Origin of the sequence: Parafrankia sp. EUN1f (genome assembly GCF_000177675.1) — a bacterium.
Taxonomy (GTDB): Bacteria; Actinomycetota; Actinomycetes; order Frankiales; family Frankiaceae; genus Parafrankia.
The window spans coordinates 1-11,449 of the sequence record NZ_ADGX01000218.1 but is presented as its reverse complement, the minus strand read 5'-3'; the positions used below and the strand labels follow the sequence as shown (position 1 = coordinate 11,449).

The window sequence follows — 11,449 nt, the reverse complement described above, 5'->3', positions numbered from 1 at the left end:
GGGGGCCCGAGCACTACGACCGCAGCACCTACGCCGACTCCACCTACACCCGGAACCTGCTGGGTGCGGCGGGCATCAACTGCCCCACGATCGGTGACCTGGTCACCCGCTATCTGGAGCACTGCGCGGACGTCGGCTACATCCCACCGCCGAATCGTCCCGCCCCGGCCCGTCGCCCCGCCCTGGCGGAGGAGGGGCGTTGACCGACCAGACCTGGCCACCCCTGTCGCGGGCTGACGTCGTCGTCTTCCCCGGGCAGGGCTCGCAGCGCCAGGGCATGGGCCAGGACTTCCACCAGCGGTTTCCCGCCGCCCGGGCGGCGTTCGAGGAGGCCTCGGACGCCATCGGGATCGACATCTGCGCGATCTGCTTCACCGACGACCCGCGCCTGCATGTCACCGAGTTCACGCAGCCCTGCCTGCTCACCATGGAGATCGCCGTCTTCCGGGTGCTGGCGGCCGAGTTCGGCCTGGCCCCGCGGTTCTTCGGTGGGCACAGCCTCGGCGAGCTCACCGCGCTGGTGGCCGCGGGGGCGCTGCCGTTCGCGCCCGCCGTGCGGCTGGTACGTGCCCGGGGCGCCGCCATGCAGGAGGCGGTGCCCGCGGACCAGGGTGCGATGGCCGCGCTGATCCTCGACGACATCGCCGAGTCGGGCGCGCTCGACCTGGTGACGGCGGCCGGGGTGGAGGTCGCCAACCAGAACTCGCCGAAGCAGGTGGTGATCAGCGGGCTGGCCGGCCGTGTGGCGGGCCTGCGCCCGGTGCTCGCGGACGCGCACCCGGACCTCACCTTCATCCCGCTGCGGATCAGCGTGCCGGCGCACTCCCAGCTGATGCGTCCGGCGGGGGAGCGGTTCTCGGCGCGACTGGCCGAGGTGGCCGGCGACCTCGATCCGCTGCGGGCGGCGTCGGTGGTCTCCAACGCGACCGGCGAGTTCCACGACCCCCGGCGGTTCGCCGCCGACCTCGCCCGCCAGATCACGAGCCCGGTGCGATGGCTGGACGACATGCGCACGCTGGCCGCCGCGGCCGGACCCGGCGGCCACATCGTCGAGGTCGGCCCGCGCGCGGCGTTGGCCTCGTTCTTCCGTGCCCTGGGCGTTGAGACCAGGACGATCACCACGGTCGACGAGGCCTTCGGGTTCGGCTCCGACCTGGTCCTGCGCGGGGAGCCGGCGGCCCCGGTCGCCCAGCCCGCTCCGGTGGCCCAACCTGCTCCGGTGGCCCAGGTGCTCCAGCCTGCCCCGGTCGCCATGGCGGCCCCGGCGGCGCACGATCCGGAGTTTCCGGGCTCGGCGGCCTGGTGCCGCTCGCACCGGGCACGGATCGCCTATGCGGCGGGGGGCATGGGGGCCGGCGTCGGGTCGGCCCGCCTCGTGCTGCGCATGGCCGGCACCGGCCTGCTCGGCTATCTCGGAACCTCCGACGTTCCCCTGGAGCGGGTCGCGGCCGAGTTGGCACGGCTGCGGGCGGCCCTGCCCGCGCACGCGCCGTGGGGGGCGAACATCACCCGGGCGCCCTGGCATCCCCGGCGCGACGAGGACCTCGCCGACCTGCTGGTGCGCGGCGAGGTGCCGGATGTGGAGGTTGCCGGCTTCACCGAGCCCACGGCGGCGCTGGTGCGGCTGCGCCTCGCCGGCCTGCGGCCCGGCCCGGACGGACGTCCCCGCCCGGCGCGGCTGATGCTGGTCAAGGTGGCACATCCGGACGCGGCGGCCCGCTTCCTGGCCCCGCCCCCACCTGCCGTCGCCGCGGACCTGCGGGCACGCGGACTGCTCACCGCCGAGGAGGTGCGGCTGGGCGCGAACCTCCCGATGGCCGACGACCTGTGCGTCGAGCCCTGGGCAGGTGGCGGTCCGGGGCTGCTGGAGCTGCTGCCGGCTGTGCGCGCGGTGCGCGACCGGGCAGGCGCCGGCGCGGACGCCGTCGCGGGTGGCGGTGTGGGTGGCGGTGTGGACGTGCACCAGGCCGCCGGGCAGGTACGGGTGGGTGCCGCCGGTGGTCTGGGCTCCCCGCGCGCCGTCGCCGCGGCCTTCGCGCTCGGCGCCGAGTTCGTCCTGACCGGATCGGTCAACCAGTGCACCGTCGAAGCGGACACGAGCGACCTTGTGAAGGACCTCCTGGCGAGTGCGGGAGTCGCCGACTTCACCACTGCTCCCGACGTCGACTCCTTCGAGCTGGGTGGCCGGGTGCCGGTGCTGCGGCGCGGCGGCCTGTTCGCGGCGCGTGCCGACCGGCTCGACGAGCTGTATCGCCGGTATGGCGAACTCGAAGCGCTGCGCGCCGAGGACCGCCAGCGGCTGGAGAAGGATCTGTTCCGCCGCAACCTGGACGACGTGTGGCAGGAGCTGTCGGCCGATCCGGACCGCTGGTCGGCCGCCGTGCTCGCCGGCGCCCGTGAGGACGTCCGCCAGCGCATGGTGCTGGTCGTGCGCTGGTATCTCGCGGAGAGCACGCGTCGGGCCCGGGCCGGCGATCCCGCCGAGGCGTTGAACTTCCAGGTCCGTGGCGGGCCGGCGCTCGGTGCGTTCAACGACGTCGTCCGTGGCACCCGACTGGCGGGCTGGCGTGACCGGCATGTGGATGAGCTCGCCGGGTTCCTGATGCGCGGCGCTGCCGAGGTGCTCGCCGGGCGGGGCTGACGGGCGGGCGGGGCGGGCGGGCGGGGCTGGCGGGTGCCCGGCCGCCCACGGTGCCCGTGCACGCGTGCAACCCCGAGCCGATCATGACGTGCCTCCTGAATCCGGTGCCGGCCGTCGCCGTTATCGATCTTCGCGACCTGCACGGCCGCTGGAAACCCCTACCTGCCGGTGTCGGGGTTGTCCCCGACACCGGCCCGCTGAGCTGGGATGCCGGTCGAAATCGGTGGCCTGCCGGACCAACGGGCGATCGATATCTGGGGTCGCTAGGGGTTGGAGCATCGCGGCGGACTTCCGTAGGTTCGGCGCCGTCCGCTCCGGGGCCGAGAAAAAGTAGACGGTTCTCAGCCGCCCGTCGTGCTCAACCAGGAGATCCGATGCCAGCCGATGTCTCTCGTCGAAAACTTCTCGCCTCCGCCGGAATTCTCGGCGCGGCGGGTGTGTCCGCGGAGGTTCTCGCCGCCGACCAGGCGGCGGTCGCCGCTCCCGCCACCGAACCGGCCTACGGCGGCGCGACCGTAAGGCCGAGCGATGCGCGTTATCAGGACCTGGTCCGCAGCTGGAACGGCCGTTTCGCCGGCAGTCCGGAGTACGTGCGGATGGTCGGCACGACGGCGCAGGTGGAACAGGCCGTGGCCGAGGCCGTCCGGGCCGGGAAGCGCATCGCGGTGCGCAGCGGCGGGCACTGCATCGAGAACTTCGTCGCGAACTCGAGCGTGCAGGTCCAGATCGACATGGCCCAGATGAACGCCATCTACTACGACCCGGCCCGCACCGCGTTCGCGATTGAGCCCGGAGCGACGCTGCGGGAGGTCTACAAGACGCTGTTCACCGGCTGGGGAGTCACCCTCCCCGGCGGAACGTGCCCGGCGGTCGGGGTCGGTGGGCACTTCGCCGGTGGCGGCTACGGCGCCCTCGCCCGCCGGGCGGGAATCGTCCCCGACCACCTCTACGCGGTCGAGGTCGTCACCGTCGACCGTTCGGGAACACCGCGCACGGTGGTCGCCACCCGCGAACCTGGTGATCCCAACCGGGAGCTGTGGTGGGCCCACACGGGCGGCGGCGGTGGCAACTTCGGCGTGGTCACGAAGTACTGGATGCGCAGCACCGCCGCGACCGGCACCAATCCGTCAAAGCTGCTTCCGACACCGCCGGCACAGGCGCGCCTCATCGACTTCGCCTGGCCGTGGAGCGGCCTGGACGTCGCCACGTTCAGCCAGCTGGTCCGGGGCTACCTCACCTGGCACGCGGAGAACAGCGCACCGGACGCCGCAGCCGCCCGGCTGAGCGCCAATCTGACCTGCGCCCATGTCAGCTCCAGCCCCGTCGTCGGGATACAGGTCCTGGTGAACCCGGACGAGGCGGACTCCGACGCACTGCTCGCGGGCTTCCGCGCCGCGGTCGTCGACCCGGTGCGGGCGGCCCTGACGGTCCGTGAGCGGACCCTCCCCTGGCTGCAGGCCACCAACTACACCGGCTATCCCGACACCGGGGCGGTGGTCGCACGCCGTAACAAGTCCAAGGGCTCCTACCTGCGTGCGAGCTACACGGACGCCCAGCTCGCCACGACCCACCGCTATCTGACCGCGCCCGGCCTCACCGCGCCCCTGGCCGGCGTCCTGTTCGCGTCCTACGGCGGCCGGGTGAACGCGGTCGCGCCGGACGCCACGGCGACCCCGCAGCGGGACTCCGTCCTGAAGGTGCTGCACACCGTGCACTGGGACGCGGCGACCGACGACGACCGGAACCTCTCCTGGCTGCGCGAGTTCTACCGCGACGTGCACGCCGACACCGGTGGTGTCCCGGCTCTCGGCGGTATCACCGACGGCTCCTACATCAACTACGCCGACGTCGACCTGGCGGATCCGGCCTGGAACACCTCCGGCGTTCCGTGGACGCAGCTGTACTACAAGGGCAGCTATCGCCGGCTGCAGCAGGTCAAGGCGCGCTGGGACCCGCGGAACGTCTTCCGGCACGCGCTGTCCATCGCCCTGCCGTCCTGACGGCCACGGCGGCCTCGGCGGCCTCGGCGGCCCCGGCGGTGACGCCGGGGCCGCCGGGGTGACAGCGCTGCCGACAGCGGGCGCTGACTACCAGGGCACGGCCCCCGTCTCGCTGAAGATCCCACCGGTGGGTCCGTCCGGGCCCAGGGTGGCGAGCCGGACGGCGACCGTCGCGCCCTCGGCCGCCGTGCGCGGCGAGGGGAAGCCGACACCGCGGATCAGGTCGGTGTCGCAGCGGCCCGGGTCCGCGGCATTGACCAGTACGTTGTCCTTGCGGAGTTCTTTCGCGTACTGAACCGTGATGGCGTTCAGCGCGGTTTTGGACGGCGCGTACCCGGCCGAGGCGGGCACGTTGGCGAAGGGGCCGGCGGGGTCGCCCATGATGGACAACGAACCCACGCTGCTGGAAAGGTTGACGATCCGCGGCGCCATCGAGCGGAGCAACCACGGGAGTACCGCGTTCGTCACCCTGATCACGCCGAAGACATTTGTGTCGAAGACGGCGCGAACCGCGCCCGGATTTGCCGTGCTCGGGACAAGGGTGTCGATGCCACCCGAGATTCCGGCATTGTTCACCAGGACGTCGAGTCGGCCGAACCGCTCGCCTATGAAATCAGCGGCGATACGGACCGACTCGTCGTCGGTGACGTCGAGTCGCACGAAATGGGCGTCCCCGCCGGCGGCGGAGATCTCGTCGGCGGCGGCGGCGCCGCGCGCGGCGTCACGCGCGCCCACGACCACGGTGAAGCCTTGCTCGGCGAGCTGCGCGGCGACCTCCCGGCCGATGCCCTTGTTGGCGCCGGTGACGAGTGCTATGCCTGACTTTGTTGTCTCTTCGGCCATGGACCAAGCTCACCATCAGCTTGTCGACGGTTTCAAATACCGTCCAGGTAACAACCGATACCCTGCGGGTATGGAACGACTCGAGACGCGGGAGCTCTCGTATTTCGTCACCGTCGCCGAGGAGCTGCACTTCGGGCGGGCCGCGCAGCGCCTCAGGATGGCGCAGCCACCGTTGTCGCGGGCGATCCGCCAGCTTGAGCGGCGGATCGGGGTCACTCTGCTGGACCGGACCAGCCGTCGGGTGTCGCTGACCCCGGCCGGCCGGGTCCTGTTGGAGGAGGGCCGCCACGTGCTGGACGCGGTCGCCGCCGCCGAGCGGCGTACCCGGCGCGCGGCCAGCCCGGAACCGGCGATCGTGCTGGCGATGAAGTCCGGCGGCGACGGGGGGCTGCTGCCCGGCATCCTGGCCGCCTACGCCGAGGATCCCGTCGCCGTCGCCGTCGACGTCGTGTTCGCGAACGGCCAGCGCGCGGCCATGGTCCGTGACGGGCGGGCCGACGTCGCCATCCTGCACTGTCCGCCGGACGAGCCGACCGGCCTCGACTGTGAGGAACTGACGGTGGAGGGGCAGGTGGCGCTGCTGCCCGCCAGCCATCCCCTCGCCGCCCGGGAGACCCTTCGGGTCGCTGACCTGGCCGGCGAGGTCCAGCCCCGGTGGCCCTCGGACCGCACGGACCCTGCGGGCCCGCCGGGCGAATCCGATCCGTCCGCGCGGACCGGCCTCACCACCTCCAGCGATCCGTCGGTGCCGCCGGCCGGGCCGGTGGTGAGTGACGGCATCCAGCTGATGCAGCTGGTCGCGCTGGGCCGGGTGGTCGCGGTGGTGCCCGAGTCGGTCCGCGGCCACATCCGCCACGACATCGCCTGTGTGCCGGTAGTGGACGCACCGCCGGTGCGGGTACTCATCGCCCGGTCGGAGCAGAGTAGTTCCAACGCCATCGCGGCGCTGCTGCGGGTCGCCGCGATGGTCGCCGAGCGGCACTAGCCGATGGGCATGCGGGCGGTCGTGAACAGGTGCGCCAGGTCCTTACGCCCTGCCACCCGCAGTTTCCGGTAGGTCCGGGTGAGGTGCTGCTCCACCGTGCTGACCGTGATGAACAACCCCGCCGCGATCTCCCGGTTCGTCTGCCCACGGGCCGCTCGCGCGGCGACCTTCTGCTCGGCCTCGCTCAGCGAGGCCATCCGGTCCACTGAGGTCAGGACCCTCGACGACGCGCCGGCGCCGGCGTGACCGCGTCCGGTGCCAGGGCCCAGCTCGGTGTCACGACGCCGTCTTCCGGCGGGATGCCTGCTGGCGGCAGCGTCGCTGGCCGCGGCGCCCGCGGTCGCACCGGCGTCCCGGGCGCCGGTGGCCCGCCGGGCTGTGGGCGGCACGTTCTCGGCGAGCAGCCGCCGGGCATGGGCCGGCTCGCCGAGCCCGAGCAGCGCCTCGGCCGCGTGGTCGCGCCACGGCACCATCGTCGGGACGTCGGTTCCCCAGCTGCGCATCAGGTCGCCGCACAGCCGGAAATCGTCCAGCGCCGCGCGGTGCAGCCCGATCGCGATCCGGTGCCGGCCACGAGCCTCCAGATAGTGCAGGCCGAAGCCGGTCTGGAACATGTTCGCCGGGATCGGGTGATTGAGCAGCTCGGAGGCCTCGTCGTGGCGGCCGAGCACGGTCATCGCCCGTACCAGGACGCCGAGGGGCAGCCCGATGCCGACGCCCCAGTCAGCCACCGTGAACGCGGACAGCGCGGCCCGGGCGAGCTGCCCGGCGGTGTCGGCCTGGCCGAGTCGCATCGCCGCCTCGGCCCGCAGCGCCAGCAGCTTCGCCGCCCAGGTCGGCGACGCCTGGACGGAGTCATTGCGCAGCAGGTTCTCGAACCACCGCCGGGCGCCCTCGGAGTGGCCCGCGTACAGCAGCGCGAGGGCGGCGACGGACGCCGCGGAGATCGTCTCGGGTGGGGACCCGGTCTGCGCCGTGCGTCGGATGATCTGCTCGGCCCGCAGCGGCAGCGCGGGATCCGGCCGGCCGCTCAGGACCCGGGCCAGCTGAGTCGCCGCCTCCAGCCGAGGATGGAAGATTGCCGGCAGGTCCCGGGCCCGCTCGTCGACCCAGCGTGGCGACCTGTGCACCAGCTGCCGCGCGACCTCCGGGTAGAGGGACCGCAGCCACAGGTCCATGAAGCGGATCTCGATCCGCGTCGAGGTGTCCGGGTGCTCGTTCTGCCCGACGAGATCGGCGAGTAACGTGGTCGCCTCGTCGAACCGACCGTGCCAGAGCAGGAACTGCGCTGCGGTGGTGGCCTCGGCGGCGGACAGCCGCCCCACGCGCGCGGCGTTGACCAGGAATGACAGATGGCGGACTGAGTCCCGCGGGCTCTGCCACCAGTCGAGCGCCGCGAGCTCGGCGGTCAGCGAAGCGCGCTGTGGTCCGTCCGCTGCCCGCAGTGCCACGCGCAGGAAGGCCGCCGCGAGCGTCGGGTCGCCGTCGTTGCAGGCCTCACGGGCCGCGTTCTCCAACACCGGCACGGCCCACGGTTCCAGCTCGCTGTCGGCGTCGAGCAGATGCTGGGCGACGACGGTTGCGGAGCAACCCTCCGCGTTCAGCAGGACGGCCGCCCGCGAGTTCAACCGGCGCCGTTCGGCGGCGTCCGTGCTCGCGAGCACCGCGTCCTGCGCCGCCGGATGCCGGAACAGGCCGCGGGCGGTCAGTATGCCGGCGGTGTGCAGCGCGCGGAGCGCCCGGACCACCCCGGGCTGGCCCAGGCCGGTCAGCTGGTCGAGCAGGCGGGGAGTGGCCGACCGGCCCAGCACCGCGACCGCGCGGGCGAGTGGGGTGGTGAGACCGCCGATCCGATCGAGTGTGGTGAGCACGGCGAGCCGGAAATGGTCGCCACCCGCGGGCGCCGCGCGCTCACCCGTCCGCGGGTTGCCAGGTCCAGGGCCGCCGGCCTGGCTGTCGTCAGCCGCTCGGCCGTTGGCCTGCTGGTCGTCGATGAGCGCGTGGACGAGTAACGGACTCCCGTCGGTCACCTGATGCCAGGTGGGCGCGAGACGGAAGCCGGCGATCGGACCGAGCCGGCTGCCCACCACGGTGGCGACGCCGTGCTCGGTCAGCGGTGCGAGCCGGAGCACGTCACCGTCCTGGCGGCGCCGTACCTCGTCCAGCGCCGCGGGGTCGGCGGGGGTGGCATCCGCGCAGACCGTGAACAGCGTCGCTATCCGGGCCGCTCGCGACCTGCGGAGCAGGTGGACCAGGATCGTGAGTGACTCCCGGTCGGCATGGTGCGCGTCGTCGACGATGAGGAGTATCGGCGTCGAGGCGCTGGCGCGGACCAGGTGCGCGCACCAGGTGTGGGTGACGTACCACAGAGCACGGTCGACGTCCCTGGCGTCGGGCTCCCGGTCGGCCAGAGTGGCCGTGATGGCCGCGCCCAGCGCGGCGCCGGGCGGTTCGCTGTCACCGGGAAGCAGCTGACTGACTATCCCGAAGGGAAGAGCGCGCTCGCGGTGTGCCCCGTCGGCCGTGAGGACGCGGAAGCCGCGGGCCTCGGCCTGATGGGCGAGGCCCGCGGCCAGAACGGATTTTCCGTGGCCGGCCGCGCCCTCGATGACCGCGACCCTGATCGGCGAGTACCGGTCGAACGTGAGCAGTGCGCTGAGTCTGGCGTTCTCGCGGTCTCTTTCGACCAGTGTGTATCCGGTTGCCAGGTCGTGGTGGGGGGCGTCCGGTCGGGGCACAGCTCGGTCGTCCTCCTGCATCGGTGCGCGTTCCGCGGGTGACTTCGGTCCGGTCGAGCCCTTTACCTACGAGACATGCGGAGTTCGTCTTCGCGGGCGATCTCACGCAAATTACGGCATAGCGTTCTGACCTTACCGCAGGAACACCGTCGCCACTGCCAAAGAATAAGGAAGTGACTGGCTGCGGATACGCGACTCTTTCTTGACGGCGCGTCCGGACGGTGTTAGCCGCTCCGCTGTCGTCGGTGGTGGGTGCCCGATGATCGACACGGCGCATGTCCTGGTCGGTGGTCTGCCCGTGTGGATGAATGTCCCCCGCCGTGGCCGCTGCGGCCCCCGGATGTCGGTGCTGGATCTCCGGCGGAGCCGGCAGGAGCTTTCCCGGTGCGTGCGCTGAGACATTAGTCTCAGCCCCCGGGCCGGGGAAGGGGTTTTCGCTGATTGTCATTTCTGTCGGCTTCCTATCCGGGGTGTGTACCATGCTTGTGCCGTCCGATGCTGTCCGCGAAGCAAGCGTGGCGGATTCCGGGCCGACTTCCGCGGCGGGTGCACTTCGGGCGCGGTGGCGAGCTGGCGATCCGGCGTGGGGGTGGTTCACGGCGGCCGGGGCGGGCTCGGCGCGGGCGCGGGAGCCGCCGCCGCGAGGCCGGCCTAAGTGGGCGTAGGTCCGGAGCAAGTGGTATCGCTAAAGATCTAAATGATTAATGTTAGGGTCGATTCGTGGCCGATCTGACGACGAATACCGACGTGCTCCGCACCGCGGGGGCCGTTCCGGTGGGCGAGAACGTGGACGGGCTCGGCACCGAGGCGGCGCGACGTCGCGCCGACCGGCGCTGGCTCGGCCTCGAGCTTCTCGACGTGGCCGACGCCGGTCCGGCGGCGGCCGGTGACTCGGCGGCGTCTCTGACGACGCGGGCCGAGGTCACGATGGAGGAGCGTCATCTCACGCAGCTTCAGCGCATGTACGGCGGGATGGGCCTCGCTCTCGTCGGCGCGCTCGTCGAGGAGACGGCCGCGCGTCCCCTGCGATGGGCGACGACCCAGTTCGTGGGCTCGCCCAGGCACGGCGAGCGTCTCGATCTCGTCGCGGAGGTCCTCGCCGCGGGCCGCCGGACCTCGCAGGTGCGAGTGACCGGCACTGTCGCCGGGCGGGTCGTGCTCACCGGTCTCGGTGCGGCGGCCGAGGCCAACCCGGAGATCCCGGGCGGGACACTCCCGGTGATGCCCGCCTTCCCCCCGCCCGAGGAATGCGAACCGGTCAGGCTGCGGTTTCCCCCGTCCACCCCACCCGGCTTCTTCGGCCTGGTCGAGATACGCCAGCCCGCCGGTGCGGCAGAACCGCGGCTACGGTTCTGGATGCGTTTCGGCGGCCGCCCGGCGACCCGCCCGGCGATGCTGGCGCTGGTCGCCGACTCGGTGCCGACGATGGTGATGGGCGCCCTCGGCAATCCCGGGTCCGGGTCGAGCCTGGACAACACGATCCGGGTCGGCTCCGCCCCGGACAGCGAGTGGGTGCTGGTCGACGGCATTCCCGATCAGGCGGCCGACGGCTACGGACACGGCTCGGTACGTCTGTGGTCGCCCGACGGCTCCCTCGCCGGCGTCGGCAGCCAGACCGCGGCGCTGTGGTTCCACCGAAGGGGATGACCACGGGCACCGCGGGAGACACCCAGGCGGCCCAGCCTGAGCCCGAGGCGGGCCGGGACCTCACGGTTCGGGGATCTCGAAGTGTTCGTCGCGGAGTTCGAAGGCGCGTTTGACGCCGTGTTGGGCGCGGGTCTTGACGAAGTTGTATTCGTTGTCTTCGAAGCTGAGGTTGGTGCCGTAGGCGTGGAAGAGGTAGCTGAGGACTTCTTCGCCTTGGTAGCCCTGGAGTTGTTCGACGAGGCGGAAGGCTTCCTTGGCGATGACGATGCCGTCGGCGGGCATGCGGGAGACTTTGCGGGCCCACCATTCGGCGCGGGTGGGGACGTCGGTGTCGGGGACGGTTTCGGTGAAGATTCCGCGTTCGGCGAGTTCGGTTCCGGTGAGGAGGTCGCCGGTGAGGAGCATGCGTTTGGCGAGGACGGGTCCGAGTCGGTGGAAGAACAGGTGGAGTGAGCCGAGTGCGGGGCCGAGGAAGCGGGTGGCGGGCATGCCGAGGCGGGCGTTCTGGCCGACGACGGCGATGTCGGCCATGAGGGCGATCTCGAAGCCGCCGCCGAGGGCGAGGCCTTCGACCTGGGCGATGGTGGCTTTGGGG

Annotated in this window: 7 protein-coding genes and 1 pseudogene; 5 read left to right on the top strand and 3 right to left on the bottom strand. The window is 72.2% G+C overall.

Annotated elements, in window-relative coordinates:
* The 3 genes and pseudogenes from FREUN1FDRAFT_RS35415 to FREUN1FDRAFT_RS35405 form a co-directional block, all read left to right on the top strand.
* Positions 1 to 203 (top strand): annotated as a pseudogene (locus tag FREUN1FDRAFT_RS35415) (hypothetical protein); the annotation flags it as partial.
* Positions 200 to 2,641: an acyltransferase domain-containing protein gene (locus FREUN1FDRAFT_RS45560; RefSeq protein ID WP_006545203.1), complete on the top strand. Its 2,442-nt coding sequence runs from the start codon at positions 200 to 202 to the stop codon at positions 2,639 to 2,641. The pseudogene FREUN1FDRAFT_RS35415 and the gene FREUN1FDRAFT_RS45560, both read left to right, overlap by 4 nt.
* Positions 2,642 to 3,015: 374 nt before the next feature.
* Positions 3,016 to 4,641 (top strand): FAD-binding oxidoreductase, encoded by a 1,626-nt coding sequence (locus FREUN1FDRAFT_RS35405; protein ID WP_006545202.1) that lies wholly within the window; start codon positions 3,016 to 3,018, stop codon positions 4,639 to 4,641.
* An 87-nt stretch (positions 4,642 to 4,728) separates the two neighbouring features.
* Here the strand turns inward: FREUN1FDRAFT_RS35405 and FREUN1FDRAFT_RS35400 are convergent, their stop codons facing one another.
* A complete protein-coding gene (locus tag FREUN1FDRAFT_RS35400) occupies positions 4,729 to 5,484 on the bottom strand; it encodes an SDR family NAD(P)-dependent oxidoreductase (RefSeq protein ID WP_006545201.1) in 756 nt (251 codons plus the stop codon).
* A 70-nt stretch (positions 5,485 to 5,554) separates the two neighbouring features.
* Here FREUN1FDRAFT_RS35400 and FREUN1FDRAFT_RS35395 point away from each other — a divergent pair, with 70 nt between their 5' ends.
* Entirely contained in the window at positions 5,555 to 6,469 is a 915-nt protein-coding gene (locus FREUN1FDRAFT_RS35395; protein WP_006545200.1) for a LysR family transcriptional regulator, read from the top strand.
* Here FREUN1FDRAFT_RS35395 and FREUN1FDRAFT_RS35390 read toward each other — a convergent pair.
* Positions 6,466 to 9,207 (bottom strand): AAA family ATPase, encoded by a 2,742-nt coding sequence (locus tag FREUN1FDRAFT_RS35390; protein ID WP_198144562.1) that lies wholly within the window; start codon positions 9,205 to 9,207, stop codon positions 6,466 to 6,468. The two genes, FREUN1FDRAFT_RS35395 and FREUN1FDRAFT_RS35390, sit on opposite strands and share 4 nt — an antisense overlap.
* A gap of 720 nt (positions 9,208 to 9,927) precedes the next feature.
* On the opposite strand from FREUN1FDRAFT_RS35390, the gene FREUN1FDRAFT_RS35385 reads away from it, so the two are divergent.
* Positions 9,928 to 10,854 carry an acyl-CoA thioesterase II gene (locus tag FREUN1FDRAFT_RS35385; RefSeq protein WP_006545197.1) on the top strand — a complete coding sequence of 309 codons (927 nt, stop codon included), beginning with the start codon at positions 9,928 to 9,930 and terminating at the stop codon, positions 10,852 to 10,854.
* Between the two features lie 60 nt (positions 10,855 to 10,914).
* Here the strand turns inward: FREUN1FDRAFT_RS35385 and FREUN1FDRAFT_RS35380 are convergent.
* A partial coding sequence (locus FREUN1FDRAFT_RS35380; RefSeq protein WP_006545196.1) for an enoyl-CoA hydratase-related protein occupies positions 10,915 to 11,449 on the bottom strand: 535 nt, incomplete at its 5' end.